Origin of the sequence: Aliibacillus thermotolerans, assembly GCF_027853235.1 — a bacterium.
GTDB lineage: Bacteria > Bacillota > Bacilli > Bacillales > Marinococcaceae > Aliibacillus > Aliibacillus thermotolerans.
On sequence record NZ_WKJG01000030.1, the window covers coordinates 1 to 21896 of the forward strand.

Consider the following 21896-nt stretch of genomic DNA (forward strand, 5'->3'; position numbering starts at 1 on the left):
CTATAATTTTCGCAAACTTTCCTATACTGTAATATTTCATTTTACAACCTCCTACTTTGTATATTATACAAGAAAGTAGGAGGTATTTCAACAATAATTTTTGACTTTTATATATTTTTATAAAGTTTATGTCATCTGCACTTCACCTCTTTATCTACAATCCGAACATCCCAAACCATCGTCATTCGGCCAACATGGACTGGAGTTCCTACTGCCGTCTTTTTTGCCACGCTTTCAGCAAGAGCGACGGAAGCTCCACCATGTAACATCCCGTACGATTGTCTTGTTTTATTATTTACTGGCATCGTTGCGACGACTCGTTCTTTTGAATACTCTAAAAATTTGATTCCTAGCGCTTCCATCAATGTATCTTTTGTGCTTACATCAGTCATGCATCGTTCCTCTTTTTCTGTCTTTGTGTTAGTATGACATCGGAAGTATTATTAGGATTCGACTAATCATATCTTAACTCCTGCAAGAAACGAGGCGAGAAAATGTTATTTACTTTAGAAAATGTTACGTACCGACACATTTTACACATACCAACTCTACACATCGAAAAGAACAAAATGACTTGTCTCATCGGAGAAAGTGGAAGCGGAAAATCGACATTACTTAAATTGTTCAATAAAATGCTATCTCCTACCTCCGGAACCATTCTTTATAATGGCGAACCATTAACAGACATTGACGCTGTTCAACTGAGAAGAAATGTATCCATGCTCTCCCAAACACCGGTCATGTTTGGTGAAACAATTACAGAAGATATTGAAATATGCTTTTCCTTTCACGAAAAAGAGCCCCCTTCGATCCCTTCCATTGAAGAAATGTGCCGACAATTTTATTTACATAAAAGCGGAGATACAAAAACGGACACCCTTTCCGGAGGTGAAAAACAAAGACTTGCATTGGCACGGATGATGTTACTACAACCGAACGTGTTTTTACTTGACGAAGCAACTTCCGCCCTCGACGAAAAGCTTGAAAAACAAGTAATGACAACCTTAGTGGAACAAGTAAAAAAGTTACATGCTTCTTTAATTTACGTGACACACTCCTTAGAAATCGCTCATCACTTTTCCGATACCGTGATAGATGTCACCCCATACTCATTAGCAAAGGAGCGATAAAAATGGAAAATGACATGCTTGATCTCGGTTTTTGGCAACTCGTTGCAGCTTATTTGTTTATTATATTGCTTCTCATCATTGTGAAATTAAGAAAAATCCCCAGGGAAAAAGAAATCTTTATCGCTACCTTACGAATGACGTTACAATTGCTATTAGTAGGTTACGTGTTAATGTACATTTTTGAACAACCTCATCCGCTCATTACGATAGGTATTATTTTATTTATGGTGTCTTTTGCCATTTTCAACATTTATAAACGGGTAGATATGGAAGTGCCTCGTCGATTAAAAAAAATGGTCGCTTTTTCGATGATCATTGGAACGATTGCTAGCACACTATATTTTAATCTTGTTGTAATTCAATTTGATCCTTGGTATGATCCACGCTATTTCATTCCAATTGCCGGTATGATTATCGGAAACTCAATGACCGGGATTTCCCTTGGCGTTCAAACATTGGTGGAACAAATGAAAAGCAAGAAAAAACATATTGAAGCGGCTTTGATGCTTGGCGCAACTCCAAAAGAAGCAACACGAAAAATTGTCAATCATTCTTTTGACAGTGCGATTTTACCAACGATTAATTCCATGGTTGGAATAGGTATCGTGTTTCTCCCAGGAATGATGACCGGGCAAATTCTTGCCGGTGCCTCACCTGTCATTGCAATTAAATACCAAATTGCGATTATGCTTGGCATTACTGGCTCTGTCGCATTTACCGTTATCATATTTGTTCAACAAGGTTACAAAATATACTTTAACAAAGAGAAACAACTGGTGGAGGAATCATAGCAAATCCCTCGCGAAAAATTTTCGCGAGGGGAAATCGTTCTATTTTCTTAAGCGAAAACGTGTAACAATGTTTTTTAAGTTTTTCGCTTCATTCGATAGTTTAGCTGCTTCATCTGATACTTCTTGCACCGCCGTTAATTGTTGGTCCATCGTCGCGACGTTTTGAACGACAGAATCGGTAAATTCTTCGGAAATTTTATAAATATCATGCATCATTTGCTCTATTTTCTCACTGCTTTGGAGCAACGTATCTACAACCTCTAAATTATCAACGACTGCGTGTTTCGTCTTTTCTGCAGATTCATGTAGTTTACGAATGGAATCTCCCGCTTGATGAACGATGCCTACTCCTTCTTTGATCATTTCCACGTTTTCTTCCGCTTCTGCCACCGCCCCTACCAGATTGTCGCGTGTCTTTGTTAACGTTTGCATAATGTCAGAGGCAAAGTGATTCGTGTCTTCTGCAAGCTTCCTTACTTCCGATGCGACAACAGCAAATCCTTTTCCTGCCTCGCCTGCTCTCGCTGCTTCAATGGAAGCATTTAATGCGAGTAAATTCGTTTGTTCTGCAATGTCCGTAATAGAAGCAACTTTTTCCATGACTTCATCGGCATCTTTTGCCACTGCTTGTATATGATGTTGGGAAGTGGTTACACTCTGTTCAATGTTTCGCATCATTTTTTCGGATGACATAATGGCTGCCCGTCCTTTATCTGCTTCCTCGCTTGATGATTCGGACTGTTTTACCGTAGCTGCAATGCCTTCTTTAATAGACGAAACGTTTCCCATCATTTCTTGAATCATTCCTTGCGAAGACTGTAAAGAAGCCATTTGATTTTGAGCTCCTGCTTGAAATTGTTGCATCGTTGCCGCAAATTGTTCGAAGCCGGTCGAGACGTCTTTCGTTTCTTTCTCTTGAATAGAGCAAATTTCTTCCACCGACCGAGCTGCTTGTTCGATATCTTGAATGATGTGGCGCATGCCAATTACAATTTTGTTAATTTCAAAGCCTATTTGTTGTAAGTCATTGCGATTCTTATTTGTTACTTCCGCTAACAAATTCCCCGCAGAAATCGACCGCGTCACCCGGTTCCAACTTCTCATTGCCCCGTGAATGCGAGCATAAAGCAATGCTCCTAACAAACATGCAACGCCAACAGCAAGGACACTCGTCCAAAGGAAATGACTCGAATCTTGAAAAAGAAGTCGCAGTATCATAAATAGAGCGACTGGTGTCATTGCCGTCACAAAAATAATCGGTGCTAATAACTTTTTATGTATCACCCTGCCAACTCGGACATTGTACTTCTTTCCATCAGGGCCCGTACCAATCGGTGCTGCTGCATCGTACAACAATTCTCCTGTGTTTCTTTCATATAATTGCACAATCGGCTCGGTCGTTGTTGCTGCTTTTTTCCCAACATGATCCGTATATGGGTGACCTTCTCGCAATCGATTCGTGTGAATGTGACTAAAGCCCTCTTGATCGACAATGAGTAAATATTCATCTTCTTCTAAAAAAGAATCTAGTTTTTCTCTTACTTTGTCGGGATGTTCATGTACTTCTCCTTTCTTTACGTGCTGAGCCAATGCTTTCGCCGTTTTTACCGCTTTTTCTTTTAATTGCTTTGCACTCCGTGAATGTATCGAAGCCATTTCTTCTTTCCCCCCTCTTAATACCCATTATAGAGGATAGGAAAAGGTTTTCATAGCTGGTATTGGAAAGAGCAGGAAAAAATAATTATCCAAACAAATTTTCTAAGAAAAGGCGGACGACATCTGCACCAGCAATCACTGTTCCGAGCGAACTGCCGATGTTGGCAAACACAACGACGAGTAAAATACGTGTCACTTTATTATCCCAAAAACCTTTGACGCTAAGGACGGCCTCTGACAGTTGTTCAAAATCTTTCACGTGCGGACGTTTTGTCAACGCCTGAACAAAACCGGCAAACCAACCTGCTGCTAAAAAAGGGTTTAACGATGTAATTGGCGCTGCAATAAAAGCCGTCACGATTGCAAGGGGATGAGCAAATGCAGCCGCCGCTCCAATCGCCGCTAAGGAGCCGTTCCAAAGGAGCCAACTAATCATTTGTTGCAATCCAACGGTAGGGTTGGAATAAAAGGTATACACAATCAGCGATAGGATAATAATCGGAATGGCCCAGGCAATGATTTTCGGCCAATAAGATGTTGAAGGAGGTTTTGCCAGTTCTTCTGTCATTTGCCTTGCTTCCTTTTCTTTCTTCATTTCTTCTATAATCCCCGGAACATGTGCCGCTCCTACAACCGCCACTACTTTTTCACCAGAGGCTTGTTTGATGTTGTCAGCCAAATATTGATCGCGCTCGTCAATGAGATACGTCTTTAAACGAGGAAAGCTCTGTGTCATTTCTTGCAACATGCCATTTAACATATCTTCCGACTTTAACCGCTCCAACTCTTCCTCGGAAATTTTCTCATTACTAAAAATGCTATAGAAAAGTTGTGCCATTAACTTCGCTCGTCCTGACCAGCCAACACCCTTCCATAAACGTTGAAAAGTCACTTGAATGTTGCGGTCAGCTAACACGAGTTCTGAACCAACTGCTTCTGCTGATTCAATCGCTTGAAACATTTCTTGTCCCGGCTTGATGCCAAATTCATTCGCCATTCTTTTCTGGAAGGAAGACAACGCTAAATTCATTAACAATAACGTCGCTTTCTTTTCTTTCATCACTTGGAAAATATCCATTTCTTCCCATTTGTTCCCTTCCATCATCGCTTCATACCGTTGTTTATCCAACTCAATACATACAGTATCCGGTTTTTCTTCTTCGATCACCGCTTTTACTAATTCGGCACTCTCTCTTGATACGTGGGCTGTACCGATTAGAATAATTTCTTTTCCGTCTTTATATAAACGCGTGATGCTTTCATTTTCACGTGTCATGTTAGACCTTTTTCCTCCTGTTCTTCTCGTCAATACTTTTAGCATACCAAAAATATCACGCTCACACCGTATATTTTTCATAAAAAGATGTCGTACCTCCTCTTTGAAAACGGGTACGACATCTTTTTTTATCTTGCTTCTAACCGGCGGATTCTTTCTTCTAACGGTGGATGAGAAGAAAAAAGCATAGCGACTGAAGATTTATTATTAATCTTTAAAGTTTGTAAAGAAGCTTGACTGTCGTCGACTTTATTCACGTGGGCACGTAAAGAACGAAGGGCATGGGCCATTTTATCTTTTCCAGCAAGGTCTGCTCCTCCTTCATCCGCGCGGTATTCTCGGTAACGGGAGAAGCTCATCACAACGATACTTCCTAGTATAGAAAATAAAATTTGAAACACAATAATAGCGCAGAAATGAACGACCATGCGAAGTCCATCGTTTTGAATGAAGCGGGAGGCGATAAAGGCAGCAATACGCGCAAAGAAAACAACAAAAGTGTTTACGACCCCTTGAAGAAGCGTCATCGTTACCATGTCTCCATTGGCAATATGAGCAACTTCATGGGCAAGTACTCCTTCGACTGCGGCTTCATCCATCGACGATAAGAGGCCGGTAGAAACTGCAACTAGCGAACGCTTTTTCGTTGGCCCTGTCGCAAAAGCATTCACTTCTCCCGATTGGTATATTCCAACTTCCGGCATATGCATAAGACCTGCGTTACGGGCAAGACGATGTACTTTTTCTACCAATTCGCGCTCTGCGCCAGTGGCATGGTCAGGATCAATGACACGCACTCCCATCATCTGTTTTGCCATCAAGCGAGACATTGCTAAGGAAATAAGAGCACCGCTAAAACCGATAATGGCACTGAATAGAAAGAGTGCTCCGTAATTAATCATGCCACCTGTCGTGTAATTCAAATTGACTCCTAATAACGAAAGTACGGTGGCGACGATTGTAATGGTGGTAATGACTAAAATATTCGTTAACACAAATAGTAATATTCTTTTTCCCATAACTTCCTCCCAAGTTTTGCACACAAGATGTTTCTCTTCATAGTGTACCACACGCACTTCCTTCTCGCATAAAAAATGATATTTAGAAATTAGATATTGGAGGTTTTTATCAATGGCTTATAACGTTTCTGAAAAATTAATTAACGCACATCTCGTTTCCGGAGAGATGAAACCCGGCGAGGAAATCGGTTTAAAGATTGATCAAACCCTTACCCAAGACGCTACTGGCACAATGGTGATGCTTGAATTGGAAGCAATGAATATAGACCGGGCAAAAACGGAAGTCTCCGCTCAGTATGTCGATCACAATCTCATTCAAGTAGATAGCAAAAACCCGGATGATCACTTGTTTCTTGAAAGTGCGGCAAAACGATTCGGCCTTTATTTTAGTCGCCCGGGTAATGGGGTGAGTCACCCGGTGCATATGCAACGCCTAGCACGGCCTGGACGCACGTTACTCGGGTCTGACAGTCATACGTGTGCCAACGGTTGCATGGGAATGCTTGCGATTGGAGCGGGCGGGATTGATGTCGCGATGGCCATTGCCGGAGAGCCTTTTTACGTCAAAATGCCGAAAATTTGGGGTGTAAAACTTACCGGCGAACTTCCTGATTGGGTCAGTGCGAAAGACATTATTTTAGAAATGCTTCGCCGCTATGATGTTAAGGGAGGCGTCGGAAAAATTATTGAATATTACGGACCCGGTTTAAAACATTTAAGCGCCATGGACCGTCACGTCATCGCCAACATGGGAGCGGAACTTGGAGCGACCGCCTCGGTATTTCCATCCGATGAAGAAGTGAAACGTTATATGAAAAGTCAAGGAAGAGAAGATGAGTGGCAAGAGATTACGAAAGATGAAGGAGCCACTTATGATTTACATGATGAGATCAATTTATCTGAACTCGTCCCATACATCGCCAAGCCATCCAGCCCTGGAAACGTCGTACCAGTAGAAGAAGTAGCAGGAGAAAAAATTTATCAATCGTATATCGGTTCTTCCGCAAACCCGGGATATCGTGACTTTGCGGTAGCAGCTGAAATCGTGAAAGGAAAACAAGTAGCGGAAGGGGTTTCTTTCGATATTAATCCGTCTTCTAGACAAATTTTATCCGACCTCGTTGCAGAAGGACATATCGCCAGTCTTCTCTCCGCTGGAGCCCGGCTTCATCAAGCTGGCTGTAACGGCTGCATCGGGATGGGACAGGCACCGGCAACCGGAAGAAACAGCTTAAGAACAACTCCACGTAACTTCCCGGGTCGATCCGGCACGAGAGAAGATAGCGTGTTTCTTTGCAGTCCGGAAGTGGCAGCAGCTTCTGCTTTAACTGGAAAAATTACCGACCCAAGGACCTTGGACATGGAATACCCACGGATCACCGAACCTGAGAAGCCGACGATAGATATGCCTCTTTTACAAGAGCCGCTTCCCTATGAAGAAGCAAGACGTACAAAGTTGCACAAAGGGCCGAACATCGCTTCCATTCCAGACATGCAACCATTACCAAACGAATTTGAAGTACCGGTCCTATTAAAGGTAGGAGACAATATTTCCACTGATGAAATCCTTGCAGGTGGGGCTCGCGTTCTTCCTTTTCGAAGTAACTTACCGGAAATAAGCAAATTCACGTTTGAAATATTAGACGAAGACTATTACAACCGTGCGATGAACATACGAAATATCGGTCATGCAATCGTAGGGGGCTTTAATTATGGACAAGGCTCCAGTCGCGAACATGCGGCCCTTGCCCCTCGATATTTAGGACTTCGCGTAGTCATTACCAAAGACTTTGCCCGGATCCATTGGCAAAACTTAATTAATTTTGGAGTCCTCCCATTAACATTTGTTCATCCTGAAGATTATGATGGCATCGAACAAGAAGAGACCATTTATTTAAACAATATTCGTGAACAAATTCAAGCTGGCTCTACCGTTACCGCCACACTAAAAAAAGGAAACAAAACAATTGAACTTCAACATGCATTATCAGAGCGACAAATTCACATTTTATTAAAAGGCGGTTTAATTAACTGGGTGAAAGAAAAACAGCAAAATGAAAAAGGAGTGAGTAAATATGCATAACAAACAAATCATTTGTACAGCCTGTGACGGAAAAGGACTGCTCATGGATGACGAACAATGGCAATACTCCTGCACGATTTGTGAAGGAGAAGGAGTCATTGACGCGAATAAAGGACGAGATCTCAAGCCTGATTTCGATATCGATGAAATGAATCGCACCTTAGAATAAAACTGGAAAGAACAAGCTCTCGTTTTACACATTCCTAGGTGTACTTTCCGAGGCATGTTTTCATTATTAAAAAGCGTAACTTCTGATAAGTTGCGCTTTTTTTATGTTATAGTATTAATTACTTGATTTATCGAGAAAGGAGCGATTTCATGGTTCACCATATCAAAGATTATCAAGTGTTCGATGACAACCGTTTTACAAAAAAAGATATCGAAACAACTGGTAAAATTAAAAGATTCGTTTTAAATTTTAAAAAAGGACAAGTGTTACCGCCGCATAAACATCCAAACACAGACGTCTTTCTTTATATCGTAGAAGGAAAAGGAACGTGCCTATTTGACGATGAAAAGGTTGACGTATCAGAAAATGACACGCTTCATGTCAATGGAAACCAAATGATTAGTATCGAAAACAATGATGACGAACCATTAAGCGTCTTTGTTATTTTAACTCCTACCGCGTAGTTGAAACCCTTTCATGAAACCATTTCAGAAGGATTTTGCAACGTCATCTTTAATGCCGGCACATAAAAGCAGCTGCCTTCATTGCAAAAGACAGCTGCTCACATCATAGAATTACTTAAATTCCTTGTAACTTCCTTCAAAATAAAGTAGCGGTTCTTCATCTTTTACGACAACGTTTAATACTTTCCCGATAAAGAGAGTGTGGTCGCCTGCTTCGTGGCTGTCGTACAGCTTACACGCTACGTTTACTAACGTATCTTCTAAAATTGGGACATTTTCTAACTTCCCGATAGGAATATCTATCTCTTCATCGATTTGGCCTGCGAAGTATTGGGAATAATTTGCTTGATCTTTCGCTAAAATATTGACGCCGAAAGCCCCTGCTTGTTTGATGCGATCGTGGGTTTTAGCTTTATGCATGACCGATACGAGCACCAATTTCGGATCTAATGATACAGACATAAAGGCATTGGCAGTCATGCCATGTACTTCTCCATCAACTTCTGTCGTAATGACGGTCACTCCGGTGGCAAATTTCCCCATTGCCGCTTTAAATAAACGGTCATCCATTACAATTCCTCCTCACTTAACGTTACAATTTTAACGTTACATGGAAAAGATAAAAGTTTCAACGGTTACATATTCCTAGTATACACGCTTTCATCTTGTCATCCGATGAAGGGAAAAATCGCTACCCGTCATTATGCAAGCTGAGCTACTTTCGTTCATTGTTCCGTTGCTCCCTAAAAAGTCCCCCCTTAAAATGTAGTATAATATGACGGAAAATAGAAAGGTTAAAAAATGAGGATCAATTTTTATATTTGACATCCCCTGTTCAAATAGTGTAATATTTATTTCGAATTCAAGATAAATGAAAGAGGAAGACTTCGATGGATAAAAAAAACACCAATCAGTATGAAGTAGACTTGTCTTTAAAGTTGTTTGTAGTATTAACACGAGCACTCCAATCGATAAAAAAACAAGTGGAAAAAAACATTAAAAGTTTTAACTTAAATCCTACCGAATTTGCCGTGCTCGAGCTTATTTATAGCAAAGGGGAACAGCCGATTCAAAAAATTGGAGAAAAAGTGTTAATTGCTAGTAGCAGCATTACGTACGTCGTCGACAAATTAGAGAAAAAACAATTACTAAAGAGAAGACCATGTCCGAATGACCGACGCGTTACTTACGCTGTGATCACACCAGAAGGGACAAAATTAATGGACGATATATTCCCGGAGCATCGCGAAGCTGTTCACGAAATTTTCGGAGGACTGAGCGCCAAAGAAAAAGAAGTGTTAATTTCTCAATTGAAAAAATTAGGATATTACGCGGAAGAAATAGATACTTAATTTTTTTGTTATGTATCTCGAATTAAAGATATATGAATTCATTTTTATTCTTGAAATAAATTGGGAACAATATGCTTGGTATGGTTTCAATAAGAGGTATTTTTGGGTAAAGAGACCGTAGCAAAAGAGATGATTCCTCTCTACCGATGACCGTGAACTACTCGCCACTTAGCTAACGCTTGAAGTGGGAGCTTCTCAACTCCTCGACGAAAGCACTCTTTCGTCTCCTTGAGCGTTACTTCGGGCAGTCCCTGCCCTAGATGTCCGACGTTTCGGAATTCTTTTCGTACCTTGGATATTTTACGCATGGAAGGAACAGCTTGGTTTTCGCATTTTCTTTCTCCATGCAACCCTATATATCCAGTTATCAAAGAACGTCATAGGTTGATTTTATCAAAATGTCGGACAATTGAACAGGCAAAGCCTGTCCTTGTCCGAAGCCAATTCATCTCCCACTTTCACTGGTGCTAAAAGCACCTTCACGTTTAGAAGTGAGAGACTTCTTGGCTGTAAAGTTAAAGGAGGATGATACATAAAACCAATCCTTAAACCCCTAATTTTTATTAAACGAGAAAGGTGTCGTGCATCGAAAATGAGTTTTTTACAAAAATTATTCGGAAAAAAAAGGAGAATGATACAATGGCTAACGTAAAATTGGCAGTCATTTTTTACAGTATGGGTGGAACAAACTATCAACTGGCACAATGGGCAAAAGAAGGTGCTGAAGAAGCAGGTGCTGAAGTAAAGCTGTTAAAAGTCCAAGAGTTAGCACCTGAATCCACCATTGAACAAAACGACGCATGGAAAGCAACTGTGGAAGCGACAAAAGACGTACCAATCGCAACTTCTGATGACATCGTTTGGGCTGACGCATTGATCTTCAGCACACCGACTCGTTTTGGTAATGTGGCTTCTCAAATGAAACAATTTTTAGATACACAAGGTGGGTTATGGGCAAATGGACAGACTGTGAATAAAGTTGTAAGTGCGATGAGTTCCGCCCAAAACCCACACGGCGGTCAAGAAGCGACCATTTTAAATTTATATACTACCATGGCACACTGGGGCGCGATTATCGTACCACCAGGATATACCGATCCAGTTCTATTTGGTGCAGGGGGGAACCCATACGGAACGAGTGTCACTGTGGACCAAGACGGAAACATGGTAGAAGACGTAAAAGATGCAGTGAAGCACCAAGCAAAACGCACAGTGACCGTCGCTGAGTGGGTGAAAAAAGGACAACAAGAAACATAAAAAAATCCACGACTGCTGGGAATCAGCAAGTCGTGGATTTTTTTTATTCGTAACGGTCATATGGTGCCTCGTCTTTTAATTCTTCCCGCATCCCTTCAATGCTTTCCGCTCTTCTTTTATTTTTCTCTTCAATGCGGCGTTTTTCTTCCTCACTTAATTCTTCCGAGTGTGCTTTCAAATAGTCTCTCGCTTCATTCATATTTTGCAACGTGTGACCAATGGTATTTTCAATTCTGTCTTTGTTATTCGAGCGATCATCTGGTTTTGGTTTGCTCATTTTTCATCCTCCTTCCTTAGGAGTAGTATGTAACGCTTCTCCTGAAGTTATGATTGGGAGGAAGAAAAAATATTTAGCAAAACTGGCTTCAAGAAGTCGCTTTTTTCTTTGCCGTCGTTTTCTTTCGAGTTGTTTTTTTCTTATTTTTATCGATGGACGCTTGCAGTGCTTCCATCAAATCAGTCACATTATCTTTTTTCGCTGGCTTTTTCGCAGATACTACTTCTTTTCCTTCTTTTTTCGCTTCAATTAAAGCAAGCAGTTTCTCTCGGTATTCATCGACATATTTTTCCGGCTCAAACGGGGTAGTGAGCTGATCGATAAGTAACTTTGCGGTATCCAGTTCTTTTTTAACCACCTTTTCTTTTTCCGGTACATTGGGGACATCTTTTGCGTTACGAATTTCATCCGGATAGTGAAGGGTTTCCATCAATAAAGTATTGTTGTATACTCGAAGGACTGCCAATTGTTCTTTTGAGCGAATCATTATTTTGGCTAGTCCCACTTTTTTCGTCTCTAAGAGAGCCTCTCTCAGTAAGGCGTACGCTTTTTTTCCTCCTTCGTTCGGACCAAGATAATAGCTACGGTTAAAATAAATCGGGTCTATTTCGTCGATATGAATAAAGTCAATAATTTCCACCGCCCGATCTTCCACTTCTCTTTTCAGTTCCTTTAATTCTTCTTCTTTTAATACGATGAAATCTCCATTTGTCGTTTCATATCCTTTCACAAGATCATCTTTTCCTACTTTTTCTTCGCAAACAGGGCACACTTTTTCATATTTAATGGGAGTGTGACATTTATGGTGGAGAGAGCGAAAAGAAACGTCTTTATCTTCCGTTGCTGCGTGCATTTTAATCGGAATATTCACGAGTCCAAACTGAATACTTCCTTTCCACATCGTATGCATACTCGTACCTCCTGCTTATTTTCCTTTTAGTTTGTATGAAAAACTTTGCTTTCATGCATATTAGAACTGAATCATGACGTAGAAAGGATTTTTCTTATGCGCTGGATGAAACCGACTCGGACGAAGAAGCTTCCAAAAGGAGCGGACTGGCACTTTGAACTAAAATACGATGGACACAGGGCACTCCTTTCTTCCAAAAATGGAAATATTTATCTTTATAGTAAAGGCGGTCACCTTCTTCATGAAAAATTCCCAGAAATTATTGCAACCTTCGAGCATTATTTCCCGAGAAATATGACGTGTGAATTGGATGGGGAAATTGTTTTATTTGAAAATGAAGGTCGGGCTGATTTTTACGCGTTACAACGAAGACAGAGACTTCGCTCCCGAGAAAGCATACAAGAAGCAGTGAAAGAGCGAAAAGCATGCTTTCTTGCCTTTGATGCCCTCACCCTTTACGAAGAAAACCTTCGCACTCTTCCGTGGAAAAAGAGAAAAGAATCACTTACAACCCTTTTTCAACAATACGAACTGCCTCTTTCTCCTACTCCTTTTGCCGAGCCCCGTATACAACTCCTTCCGTCAGAAGATAACGTTGAGCGTATTTTAAAGAAAAATAACATGTATCGTGGTGAAGGTATTGTCGCAAAACGAACGAACGCTCCACATGAATATGGACGAACAGAAAATTCCTTAAAATGGAAAACGCCTTTTTCTCTCGCTTGCCTTGTCACAGGTTTTGACCCTTCCAATGATTACTTTGACCTCTCTATTTTTGATGATAAAGGAAATGTGCTTCCGATTGGAAAATGTGCTCACGGATTTTCACAAGACGAAAAAGTTGCCCTCGTTGCAATGATCAAGAAAAATGGGAATTGGGATGATAAGAAACAACGATATACGATCGCACCGTCGATAGCAGTGGAAGTAACGTACACAACGAGGAAAAATAGCGAATTACGTGAAGCACGCTTTTCCCGCTTTCTCTTTGACTTGCCTAGAGAAGAATGTAATGTCCAGCGACTGCAAGTGACAGAACTTCGCTTTCCCGATACCGTCTCGATTACAAATCCCGACAAACCGTTATGGGAAACATCGACCGTGAAAAAAATCGACTTTCTTCGCTACGTTCGGCACATCGTTCCAACCGTTCTACCTTATTTAAAATACCGCCCGCTCACGGTCATCCGCTATCCTCACGGAATGTTTGGGGAAGCATTTTTTCAAAAAGAATGTCCGGAATACGCCCCGGAATTTGTCCAAACAGCAGCGGTGGAAGATAAACGTTATATTTTAGTTCAAAATACAGAAACGTTATTATGGCTTGCAAATCAGCTTGCCATCGAATGGCACATTCCTTTCTCACGCTACAATACGGACTACGTGGATGAAATTGTTTTCGACCTTGACCCACCAGATGCGACTTATTTTGACCTAGCCATTGAAGGGAGTTTATCATTAAAAGAGCTATGTGATTCTTTTGATCTTGCTTCATACGTCAAGTTTTCTGGGAATAAAGGACTACAAGTATACATTCCACTTCCTGAAAACACGTATACGTGGAGCGACACTGCCCTTGTGACGGAAACATTTGGCGCTTTCTTAACGAGCCGTCACCCTAGCTTGTTTACACTCGAACGAATGAAAAAGAAGCGAGGAAAGAAACTATACATTGACGTTCCACAACATCGAAAAGGAAAAACGATCATCGCACCGTATTCGTTACGCGGAAACGCAACTCCTCTCGTTGCTTGCCCACTATATTGGGAAGAAGTAAACGACACCCTCGACCGCACGATGTTTACAATGGAACACGTCATGGAACGTCTCGTATATAAAGGATGCCCTTTTGCGTCGATGAGAGCGGTAGACAACAAAAAAGAAATGGATGCATTGATCGAAATGATAAAGGAGAAAAAAGTATGATTCCAAAGAAACTTGTGGAAGCTTGTAAAAAGAAAATGGAAAGGTTTGACTGTGAAGGATTCGTTTACGGAACAGGTCCCATCCGTCCTGTTCTTTTTTTCGTCGGAGAAGCACCGGGAGAAACAGAAATACATAACGGCATTCCTTTCAGCGGAAGAGCTGGAGAAGAATTCGAAAAATTTATCACCTACCTAGACCTTACTCGCGCTGACATTTACATAACAAGTGCCATCCGTAGTAGACCGTATAAATGGAGAAAACCTCCTCATAAAACAGAAAAACGAAAATATAACCGCACACCGAACCAAAAAGAAATCGCCGCTCACGCCCCACTCTTAGACTACGAAATCGAAAAATCCGAACCGAATATCATTGTACCAATGGGGCGGATTGCATATTGGCGGCTCTTAGGAGAACACCCACGCATGGACGAAGTGACCGGAACATTTATCACCTCTCCGATTCGTAAACTCGACGACTGGGAGAAAAACACATATCGTTTTACTGAGAAAACGTACACGTTATTTCCAATGTATCACCCTGCGGCAGTACTGTACAAACGCTCCTTAGAGTCGGTGATTTATGAGCATTTGGACAAGTTAAAGGAGTTTTTGAGTAAAGACTTATAACATCAATAAAAAAACGATGATATTGATAAGTAAAATGTAACGCAATGCAAAGCCTAGATTCCAGCGGATAAATGTCGCTACATGGACACGAAGGACACTCGCCAATATGTTTGTATTCACACTGAACGGATTGATTAATATTAAAGGCATGGAGACACCGATTAACAAAATGGCTAAAGCATTTTCATGCCCTGCAAATATCGGTTGTAAAATGCTTGCAAACAGTGCCAACAAGACGAGAAGTTGTACTCCTAAATAAGTTAACAACCATAGTAATAATGAAATAAATAAGCAAAATACAATAATAGGCAAATAATGAAACTGAGAAACTAACAATTCGTTTAATAAATCAAGCAAAGGGGAGGCTTGAACCATCGTGACGAAAAAACCTGCGGACAAAAATAACATGTTGAAATCTGACATATTTTCTGCAGATTGAGGCCATACGCTGCGAACTTCTTGAAGGAACTCCTTTGGTTTGCGAATGAACAGGCTCCAAAGGAAACAAAATGGAAATAAAATAAAAATAATCGCTATCACAATCCCTTTATCAAGAATTGTATTCACTAATAAAACAGATAGTAAAAATACAACAATCGCAACAATAAATTGTATCGTTTTTACAAAATCATCTTTCGGAAAAGACACGGTCTCCTCTTCAGAATTTCCCAATGGGATATGTTGATAATGCCGTTTTTGAGCATACCATTCCACAAACAATAGCACAGCACTTATTACCATAAAGATGGAAAACACAATAAGAATATTAGCGTTTGTTCCATCAAGCACAATTAAAACTGCCATCTCCACCGGACTAGATGTCCAGCCAAAACCATAGGAACGACTGAGAAAATTACTGATAAATCTTTTTCTCGCTTCTCCTTTGAGTGCTGTGATTCTTTTTCCAAAACTTTGCGCGCTCACTGGAATGGCGGCAATCGCTAAAAATATCGAAAGAATATATACACCAATGGAGGCACGACCGTAAAGTTCATGTAACGTTTTTACACGATGCTGTAGAAATTGGTACAAACTGACGTCGTATGTACCAATTCGAATGATCGCTTGAATAAAAGGGAGAACGAGCAGAAATCCAATGACTCCTATCATAGGATGGAACGCTTCGGACAGTATTCCCGACGGAGTATCACTAACGAAAAATAATAATAGTCCAATAAACAGGAAAATGGCTCCCATGAGAGTGTAAAATCGTCTTGCCTTAGAAAAAGATAAAATGAGTGCGAAACATGCTAAAATAAATATCAATATGTTAAATATTTCCAAATCAAAGACCATGTTAATAACATAAATCAATGGAAAAGCAGCGTAAATAAGAATCCTTGTTATCTTCATTTCAACTATCCCCATATGTCAATATTCATTTTTCCCATGCCTATCTTATCATACTCCTTATCGAAAGACTGATTTTATGATGGAATGGTCGTATTCAAGAGGCGGAATGCTAGTTCGTACAAAAAACGTCATATGCCTTTTTTGCACATGACGTTTTTTTCTGTTTATACTTTTACTTTTTTCATCTGCTTACTTCTTAACTGACCACAAGCCGCATCGATATCCGTTCCTTGTTCTTGACGAATGACACAGTTAATGCCATTTTTCTTGAGCGTGTCGTAAAACGCTAAAATCGCTTCTTTTTTACTTCTTTGATATTCACTATGTTCACTCACTGGGTTGTACGGGATTAAATTGACATACGTTAAGTGGCGTTTATCACGAAGTAAATTGGCTAATTGCTCCGCTTCTTCCACGTGGTCATTCACATCATCTAACAAAATATATTCAATCGTTATTCTGCGATTCGTTTGTTCTAAATAGTAGTCCATTGCGGACATCACTTCCTGTATCGGATAAGCACGGTTAATTTTCATAATACGCGTCCGCAACTCATCATTCGGGGCATGCAAAGAAACGGCTAAGTTCACTTGCAACTCTTCTTCCGCAAACTTTCTTATCTTTGGCGCAAGTCCACTTGTTGATACAGTAATATGTCTCGCACCAATTTCTAACCCTTTTGGTGCGTTCACAATGCGGATAAAGTCCATCACGTTGTCGTAATTATCAAAAGGCTCGCCAATTCCCATGACAACAATGTGACTCACCCGCTCCCCTTTTCCTTGCTCATCCAAATGTTGTTGCACTTTCATAATTTGTTCTACAATTTCACCCGTCGACAAGTCCCGGTTCTTTTTCAACAGCCCACTTGCACAAAAGCTACAGCCGATATTGCATCCTACTTGTGTCGTCACACAGACAGAAAGCCCGTAATGATGGCGCATTAATACGGTTTCAATGAAATGACCGTCCTGTAATTTAAATAAAAACTTTATCGTTCCGTCCGCCGATTCTTGTTTTACTTCTTGCTCCAATGTTTCAATATGAAAATGGTCATCAAGGAGCTCCAGACATGCTTTATTGACATTTTTCATTTCAGAAAAGCTTGTTACCCGTTTGCGATACATCCAATCCCACACTTGTTCCGCTCGAAATTTTTTCTGTCCTCGTTCGACAAGCCAGTCTGTTAGTTGCTCTTTCGTTAAGCTATATATCGAAGTTTTCATTTTTAATCCTCACTTTAAAAACAATGTTGTACGTATACTATACTACACTCAAAAGTTAAATAAACACAACGAATGTATATGTCGTTCACTCATTTCACCATTGATTGATTCGTCTTGTTACCTCTTTTCCAAGCAACTGAATTCACTTCATCCATTGCCATTTCCGCGGTCTCTTTATCCGTCCAACGTACACCTATTGCAATCACTCGTTCTTCTTCACTGATCAGTTTTTCCAAATTGTTTTCACGATTCACGTCATGCACCGATGAAGAGCCGGAATGTTGGACAAGCAGCCAAGACGTCTCCCCAACAACAATCGGTACGTTTGATTGGACAGAAGAGACAGCATGATTCATTTCAAATGGGAGTAAGATGTTCGAAATGGAAGAAGTTCTGTTCATTTCTCCACTGTCTTCATGATGTCGTTCAAACAGCTGTGTTAATTCCAAACGATATGTTGTCTTATCTTCTTCCGATGACTGTTCTGTCATACCGACTACAATTTCCGCCAACTCCTCATCTTCCTGTTCTACAAGACCTAAAGCAAATACACTATTTTCATAATCATCGACACGTTTTCCGTTTTCGTAAGCATGCACAATCATTTCTAATGTGGCGATTTCTTCAGGAATTTCTCCTACTTCGTATACGGCTATGTAATCATTACCGATATTTGCATACTCTTTCTCTCTTCCTGACAACTCTTTTAATTGTAACGCTTCCACACTTTCTTCCTTATTTGAACTAGAAGACACATCTTGACATGCCGTGAACAGGAACAAACAACTGATTGCCACAAGAATCACCCTATTTTTCAACGTTTAAACTCCTCCTTACGAATAAAACCTATTTACTCCGACCCAAACATCCCATTCGTTATCTTTTCTATCCACTGATGCAAAGAGAGCTTCACACCGATAAGGACAGTAACAATCAAAAGAAAAAAGAACAACGAGCTCATCCATTCATACGGTATTTGATCTGCAATCCAATTGCCGACATAGTAAATGAGAAATGTTGCCAATGCTACTGAAACAATGAATGAGAGAAGGATACCGATGATTTGTTGAAAATTTAACAGTTTCAGTTTTTGTTTGTTTTTCATGAGAAAATTAACGATCAACGCAATGAATACAAAAAGAGAAAATAGTTTTGACATGACATACACCCTCACTGGGAATCTTACATCCATACTCTCTTCACCCTACCGCGTACAACGTAAAATTTCAAATCAACTCGGTGGAAAAATTCATGATATACTCTGAGAAGAATAAAAACGAATCAATGGAAGGTGAACTTCTTGGAAAACATGATTGAAGTTCGGAATTTACATAAAAAATATAAAGACCATCATGCGGTGAAAAATATTAGTTTTGATGTGAAAAAAGGTGAAATTTTCGGATTTCTCGGTCCAAATGGGGCAGGAAAAAGCACGACGATTCATATGATTTGTACGATGCTTGCTCCAACGAGCGGTTCAATTATGATTAATGGGTACGATGCCGTCAAGCAAAAAAATAAAGTGAGAGAAAGCATCGGAATTATCTTTCAAGAAAATACGCTCGATGAAAAGTTAACAGCCTGGGAAAATCTAATGCTTCATTGCAAGTTTTATAAAGTACCAAAATCAGAGAGAAAAACACGAATTCAAGAAGTGTTAGAAATTGTCGATTTAGTTCACGAAAAAAATAAACGGGTAGAAACTTTCTCTGGCGGAATGAAACGTAGGCTTGAAATTGCCCGCGGACTGCTTCATTACCCGAAAGTACTGTTCCTTGATGAACCGACAGTAGGTCTGGATCCACAAACCCGCGCTCACATTTGGGAATATATTTTACGCTTGAAAGAAAAACAAGGAATCACCATGTTTCTTACTACCCATTACTTAGACGAAGCAGAAATTAGTGACCGCATTGGAATTATGGACAAAGGGGAAATTATTACGATTAACAGCCCTGCAGCTTTAAAGAAAGAAATTGGCGGAGACATTATTGAATTATCCACTGCTGAACATCAAGCTACGATAGCAACAATAAAAAAAGATGACAATATCATAGATGTGACGGATCACGGAGACGTTATTCATATAAAAGTTCAAAATAGTGATGCTTTTGTCACACAATTTATTAAACAACTCGACGTACCAATACGAACATTAAACATTCGTAAACCGACATTAAACGATGTTTTTCTCGCTTTTACGGGAGAAAACATTCACAAAACAGAAGAAAAAGAAGCCTAGGAGGATCAACATGGAAGGGATGATTGCCATTTGGCAACGGGATGTTTTAAAATTTTTCCGTGATCGCGCGCGCTTATTCGGTTCCTTTGTTATGCCTGTTCTCTTTCTGCTTATTTTTGGCGAAGGGTTAAGTGGCACAATGGAAAGTTTAGTTATGTCCGGTGTGGAAGGAGAAGAAAATTTTCAGTACGTGAAATTTGTGTTTCCTGGAATAGTTGCCATGACGATTCTTATGACCGCTGTCTTTTCTTCTCTCTCCATTATCCAAGATAAAGAATTTGGATATATGAAAGAAATTATGGTGTCTCCTATATCTCGTGTTTATATTGCACTTGGGAAAATGCTCGGTGCTTCCACTGTCGCCTTCATTCAAGGAGTAATGATGTTTCTTCTCATTCCATTTCTCGGAATACGTTACGACTTCATCAATTTAATAAAAGTGCTTCCTTTTATGTTTTTACTAGCATGCACCCTTGCCTCTGTCGGTTTACTTATCGCAAGTTTACTAAAATCAACCCAAGGATTTCAGCTCATCGTTCAAATCATCGTCATGCCGATGGTTTTTCTTTCAGGTGCCTTGTTTCCTGTTAGTAACATGCCCGGTTGGATGGACATCATTGTGAAACTAAATCCAATCACGTATGGTGTCGATATTATGAAAAAAGTGATGATCGATGTCGATAGTCTCTCCCCGCTTATTCGCGAAATCATGGGATTAAATCTGACAATCTTTCAACGCCCGCTTTCAATAATGGAAGAAGTACTTTTTATGATTATTTTTACAACAGTGCTCATTCTTCTTGCTACCCTTAGCTTCCGTCGCGCAAATTCGTAAACTTAGCTCGTCGTGTTCTAAGATGAATAGTGCACGATTGTTCAAGCTGTTAAGCGGAGAAGACGACCATTCCGCCTGTTCTAATGTATGAGGCGTATCATGTTTTTTCAAACGTTCATTTATATCAGAAACATGCTTTGGCGGCTTTCTAGGTACTTGAACGCTTCAGATGATGGCAAAAGCCAAAACCAGGCTTCTGACCATAGTGGTGCTTCTGCTGAGAATGCACACGTCCTATGTGCAACGCAGAAGTACCTCCTACAAGTCCAGCGTCTTCGCATCTAAACAGATTCCTACGCTTTTCTTTGTCTAGCTTCAGCTCCTACTCGCTCAAGTCGCTTTCCGAGTCCCATACGACTCATTTCAATTTCGAATTTGACAAAAAATGTCGTATGAAGGTGGTGGATAAGAAAAATTACGTGATTGATGCTCAGGATTTCGGTTTATACGGCCAATTATTGCTCGGAAAGAAAAAATAAACGTCGTATGACCCTTTCATGGAATCTTTTGTCTCGTATAAGTTCTGTAAATGTGTCGCATGAAAGAAGAAATGGGGAAAATTAGGTGATAAAAAGGGGGATTGTCGCTTCATACGACCCATTGTTAGCAAAATAGAAAATTGAATCGTCGCATGAGCACTTCATGCGACGATTATTTGCATAACAAACATGAAAAAGTGTCGTATAGCAAGTAAAAATGGGAATAAATAGAAGAAAACTGCTTATTTTACGTTTCATACGATACATTGCTGCTAAGAAAGAACAATGAAGTGTCGCATGACGATTTCATACGACCAATTTTTATATATCAAACTCATTGAGTGGTCGTATGACATTCCAAATTCCCGTTTTTTGACGTTTATCCTCGGAATCCAGTGTTCAAATAGTGTAGATCCGAGTGACTTTGACTCCGATCTTCCAACGTCTTCGCACCTAAGCAGTTGCTTACGCTTTTCTCGGTCTAGCTAGCAACCAGGCGCTTGAACTCTTCAGGCCGAGACAAAAGTCAAAGAGCGACTTTTGACCCCGTCCTTCCAGCGGCTTCGCGACTAAGCGGTTGCTTACGCTTTTCTGTCTAGCTTCAAAAGCCAACCACTCGAGCGTTTCAGTGCACGGCAGAAGTCAAAAAGCGACTTCTTCCCGTGCTCTTCCAACGCTTGTCGTGGTTAAACGGCTTTCTACGCTTTTCTTTGTCTAGCTTCGAAAGCCAGCCGTTCGAGCGCTTCGGGTCGCTGAAGAAGCCAAAGTGCGGCTTCTTGCACCGCCCCTCCATCGCTTGTCACGGCTCACCGGCTTTCTACG

General features: G+C 40.4%; 22 protein-coding genes. 11 read left to right on the forward strand and 11 right to left on the reverse strand.

Features of this window, described 5'->3' with window-relative positions:
- Positions 1 to 131: 131 nt before the first annotated feature.
- Positions 132 to 392: a hotdog fold thioesterase gene (locus GJS40_RS04635; protein ID WP_270896545.1), complete on the reverse strand. Its 261-nt coding sequence runs from the start codon at positions 390 to 392 to the stop codon at positions 132 to 134.
- Positions 393 to 494: 102 nt separating this feature from the next.
- Between GJS40_RS04635 and GJS40_RS04640 the strand changes: the two genes are divergently transcribed.
- Together GJS40_RS04640 and GJS40_RS04645 are read left to right on the forward strand one after the other, a co-directional pair.
- Entirely contained in the window at positions 495 to 1130 is a 636-nt protein-coding gene (locus GJS40_RS04640) for an ABC transporter ATP-binding protein (protein WP_270896547.1), read from the forward strand.
- Positions 1131 to 1132: 2 nt separating this feature from the next.
- Positions 1133 to 1921 (forward strand): ABC transporter permease, encoded by a 789-nt coding sequence (locus tag GJS40_RS04645; protein WP_270896548.1) that lies wholly within the window; start codon positions 1133 to 1135, stop codon positions 1919 to 1921.
- 39 nt (positions 1922 to 1960) lie between these two features.
- Here GJS40_RS04645 and GJS40_RS04650 read toward each other — a convergent pair whose 3' ends face one another.
- The 3 genes from GJS40_RS04650 to htpX all read right to left on the reverse strand — a co-directional run bounded on the left by GJS40_RS04650 (position 1961) and on the right by htpX (position 5872).
- Positions 1961 to 3577 (reverse strand): methyl-accepting chemotaxis protein, encoded by a 1617-nt coding sequence (locus tag GJS40_RS04650; protein WP_270896549.1) that lies wholly within the window; start codon positions 3575 to 3577, stop codon positions 1961 to 1963.
- An 85-nt stretch (positions 3578 to 3662) separates the two neighbouring features.
- Positions 3663 to 4853 (reverse strand): TraB/GumN family protein, encoded by a 1191-nt coding sequence (locus GJS40_RS04655; RefSeq protein WP_270896550.1) that lies wholly within the window; start codon positions 4851 to 4853, stop codon positions 3663 to 3665.
- Positions 4854 to 4981: 128 nt separating this feature from the next.
- On the reverse strand, positions 4982 to 5872 hold the full coding sequence (gene htpX / locus GJS40_RS04660) for a protease HtpX (protein ID WP_270896551.1): 891 nt from the start codon (positions 5870 to 5872) through the stop codon (positions 4982 to 4984).
- 112 nt (positions 5873 to 5984) lie between these two features.
- On the opposite strand from htpX, the gene GJS40_RS04665 reads away from it, so the two are divergent.
- From GJS40_RS04665 to GJS40_RS04675, 3 genes are all read left to right on the forward strand, one after another.
- Entirely contained in the window at positions 5985 to 7955 is a 1971-nt protein-coding gene (locus GJS40_RS04665; RefSeq protein ID WP_270896552.1) for an aconitate hydratase, read from the forward strand.
- The gene (locus GJS40_RS04670) at positions 7948 to 8124 is read left to right on the forward strand and encodes a hypothetical protein (RefSeq protein WP_270896553.1); all 177 of its coding nucleotides are present in this window, start codon (positions 7948 to 7950) and stop codon (positions 8122 to 8124) included. Before GJS40_RS04665 ends, GJS40_RS04670 begins: the two co-directional genes overlap by 8 nt.
- Positions 8125 to 8273: 149 nt before the next feature.
- Positions 8274 to 8588 (forward strand): cupin domain-containing protein, encoded by a 315-nt coding sequence (locus tag GJS40_RS04675; protein WP_270896554.1) that lies wholly within the window; start codon positions 8274 to 8276, stop codon positions 8586 to 8588.
- A 111-nt stretch (positions 8589 to 8699) separates the two neighbouring features.
- On the opposite strand, the gene GJS40_RS04680 is transcribed toward GJS40_RS04675, so the two are convergent.
- Positions 8700 to 9158 carry a flavin reductase family protein gene (locus GJS40_RS04680; RefSeq protein WP_270896555.1) on the reverse strand — a complete coding sequence of 153 codons (459 nt, stop codon included), beginning with the start codon at positions 9156 to 9158 and terminating at the stop codon, positions 8700 to 8702.
- 320 nt (positions 9159 to 9478) lie between these two features.
- Here GJS40_RS04680 and GJS40_RS04685 point away from each other — a divergent pair, with 320 nt between their 5' ends.
- Positions 9479 to 9940 carry a MarR family winged helix-turn-helix transcriptional regulator gene (locus GJS40_RS04685; RefSeq protein WP_270896556.1) on the forward strand — a complete coding sequence of 154 codons (462 nt, stop codon included), beginning with the start codon at positions 9479 to 9481 and terminating at the stop codon, positions 9938 to 9940.
- A 639-nt stretch (positions 9941 to 10579) separates the two neighbouring features.
- Positions 10580 to 11197, forward strand: coding sequence for an NAD(P)H:quinone oxidoreductase type IV (gene wrbA / locus GJS40_RS04690; protein WP_270896557.1), 618 nt, complete (start codon positions 10580 to 10582; stop codon positions 11195 to 11197).
- Positions 11198 to 11240: 43 nt separating this feature from the next.
- Here wrbA and tlp read toward each other — a convergent pair whose 3' ends face one another.
- Complete coding sequence (gene tlp, locus GJS40_RS04695) at positions 11241 to 11474, reverse strand: small acid-soluble spore protein Tlp (protein WP_270896558.1); 234 nt, start codon at positions 11472 to 11474, stop codon at positions 11241 to 11243.
- An 88-nt stretch (positions 11475 to 11562) separates the two neighbouring features.
- Positions 11563 to 12384 carry a non-homologous end joining protein Ku gene (ku, locus tag GJS40_RS04700; protein ID WP_270896559.1) on the reverse strand — a complete coding sequence of 274 codons (822 nt, stop codon included), beginning with the start codon at positions 12382 to 12384 and terminating at the stop codon, positions 11563 to 11565.
- A gap of 96 nt (positions 12385 to 12480) precedes the next feature.
- Here ku and ligD point away from each other — a divergent pair, with 96 nt between their 5' ends.
- Positions 12481 to 14310: a DNA ligase D gene (gene ligD, locus GJS40_RS04705; protein WP_270896560.1), complete on the forward strand. Its 1830-nt coding sequence runs from the start codon at positions 12481 to 12483 to the stop codon at positions 14308 to 14310.
- Positions 14307 to 14939, forward strand: coding sequence for a uracil-DNA glycosylase (locus GJS40_RS04710; protein WP_270896561.1), 633 nt, complete (start codon positions 14307 to 14309; stop codon positions 14937 to 14939). The genes ligD and GJS40_RS04710 overlap by 4 nt, the downstream gene beginning before the upstream one ends.
- On the opposite strand, the gene GJS40_RS04715 is transcribed toward GJS40_RS04710, so the two are convergent.
- The 4 genes from GJS40_RS04715 to GJS40_RS04730 form a co-directional block, all read right to left on the reverse strand.
- The gene (locus GJS40_RS04715; RefSeq protein ID WP_270896562.1) at positions 14934 to 16292 is read right to left on the reverse strand and encodes a hypothetical protein; all 1359 of its coding nucleotides are present in this window, start codon (positions 16290 to 16292) and stop codon (positions 14934 to 14936) included. The two genes, GJS40_RS04710 and GJS40_RS04715, sit on opposite strands and share 6 nt — an antisense overlap.
- 164 nt (positions 16293 to 16456) lie before the next feature.
- Positions 16457 to 17518: a 23S rRNA (adenine(2503)-C(2))-methyltransferase RlmN gene (gene rlmN, locus GJS40_RS04720; protein WP_270896563.1), complete on the reverse strand. Its 1062-nt coding sequence runs from the start codon at positions 17516 to 17518 to the stop codon at positions 16457 to 16459.
- Positions 17519 to 17607: 89 nt separating this feature from the next.
- Positions 17608 to 18336, reverse strand: a complete 729-nt coding sequence (locus GJS40_RS04725; RefSeq protein ID WP_270896565.1) for a hypothetical protein — start codon at positions 18334 to 18336, stop codon at positions 17608 to 17610.
- 32 nt (positions 18337 to 18368) lie between these two features.
- Positions 18369 to 18677: a hypothetical protein gene (locus tag GJS40_RS04730; RefSeq protein ID WP_270896566.1), complete on the reverse strand. Its 309-nt coding sequence runs from the start codon at positions 18675 to 18677 to the stop codon at positions 18369 to 18371.
- Between the two features lie 150 nt (positions 18678 to 18827).
- Between GJS40_RS04730 and GJS40_RS04735 the strand changes: the two genes are divergently transcribed.
- On the forward strand, positions 18828 to 19760 hold the full coding sequence (locus tag GJS40_RS04735) for an ATP-binding cassette domain-containing protein (protein WP_377902085.1): 933 nt from the start codon (positions 18828 to 18830) through the stop codon (positions 19758 to 19760).
- Between the two features lie 10 nt (positions 19761 to 19770).
- Positions 19771 to 20595 carry an ABC transporter permease gene (locus GJS40_RS04740; RefSeq protein WP_270896569.1) on the forward strand — a complete coding sequence of 275 codons (825 nt, stop codon included), beginning with the start codon at positions 19771 to 19773 and terminating at the stop codon, positions 20593 to 20595.
- The last annotated feature ends 1301 nt before the right edge of the window (positions 20596 to 21896 follow it).

Bases quoted from the DNA above. Each gene is read 5' to 3' on its own strand.
- GJS40_RS04635 (WP_270896545.1), bottom strand. From the start codon at position 392: ATGACTGATGTAAGCACAAAAGATACATTGATGGAAGCGCTAGGAATC.
- GJS40_RS04640 (WP_270896547.1), top strand. From the start codon at position 495: ATGTTATTTACTTTAGAAAATGTTACGTACCGACACATTTTACACATA.
- GJS40_RS04645 (WP_270896548.1), top strand. From the start codon at position 1,133: ATGGAAAATGACATGCTTGATCTCGGTTTTTGGCAACTCGTTGCAGCT.
- GJS40_RS04650 (WP_270896549.1), bottom strand. From the start codon at position 3,577: ATGGCTTCGATACATTCACGGAGTGCAAAGCAATTAAAAGAAAAAGCG.
- GJS40_RS04655 (WP_270896550.1), bottom strand. From the start codon at position 4,853: ATGACACGTGAAAATGAAAGCATCACGCGTTTATATAAAGACGGAAAA.
- htpX (WP_270896551.1), bottom strand. From the start codon at position 5,872: ATGGGAAAAAGAATATTACTATTTGTGTTAACGAATATTTTAGTCATT.
- GJS40_RS04665 (WP_270896552.1), top strand. From the start codon at position 5,985: ATGGCTTATAACGTTTCTGAAAAATTAATTAACGCACATCTCGTTTCC.
- GJS40_RS04670 (WP_270896553.1), top strand. From the start codon at position 7,948: ATGCATAACAAACAAATCATTTGTACAGCCTGTGACGGAAAAGGACTG.
- GJS40_RS04675 (WP_270896554.1), top strand. From the start codon at position 8,274: ATGGTTCACCATATCAAAGATTATCAAGTGTTCGATGACAACCGTTTT.
- GJS40_RS04680 (WP_270896555.1), bottom strand. From the start codon at position 9,158: ATGGATGACCGTTTATTTAAAGCGGCAATGGGGAAATTTGCCACCGGA.
- GJS40_RS04685 (WP_270896556.1), top strand. From the start codon at position 9,479: ATGGATAAAAAAAACACCAATCAGTATGAAGTAGACTTGTCTTTAAAG.
- wrbA (WP_270896557.1), top strand. From the start codon at position 10,580: ATGGCTAACGTAAAATTGGCAGTCATTTTTTACAGTATGGGTGGAACA.
- tlp (WP_270896558.1), bottom strand. From the start codon at position 11,474: ATGAGCAAACCAAAACCAGATGATCGCTCGAATAACAAAGACAGAATT.
- ku (WP_270896559.1), bottom strand. From the start codon at position 12,384: ATGCATACGATGTGGAAAGGAAGTATTCAGTTTGGACTCGTGAATATT.
- ligD (WP_270896560.1), top strand. From the start codon at position 12,481: ATGCGCTGGATGAAACCGACTCGGACGAAGAAGCTTCCAAAAGGAGCG.
- GJS40_RS04710 (WP_270896561.1), top strand. From the start codon at position 14,307: ATGATTCCAAAGAAACTTGTGGAAGCTTGTAAAAAGAAAATGGAAAGG.
- GJS40_RS04715 (WP_270896562.1), bottom strand. From the start codon at position 16,292: ATGAAGATAACAAGGATTCTTATTTACGCTGCTTTTCCATTGATTTAT.
- rlmN (WP_270896563.1), bottom strand. From the start codon at position 17,518: ATGAAAACTTCGATATATAGCTTAACGAAAGAGCAACTAACAGACTGG.
- GJS40_RS04730 (WP_270896566.1), bottom strand. From the start codon at position 18,677: ATGTCAAAACTATTTTCTCTTTTTGTATTCATTGCGTTGATCGTTAAT.
- GJS40_RS04735 (WP_377902085.1), top strand. From the start codon at position 18,828: ATGATTGAAGTTCGGAATTTACATAAAAAATATAAAGACCATCATGCG.
- GJS40_RS04740 (WP_270896569.1), top strand. From the start codon at position 19,771: ATGGAAGGGATGATTGCCATTTGGCAACGGGATGTTTTAAAATTTTTC.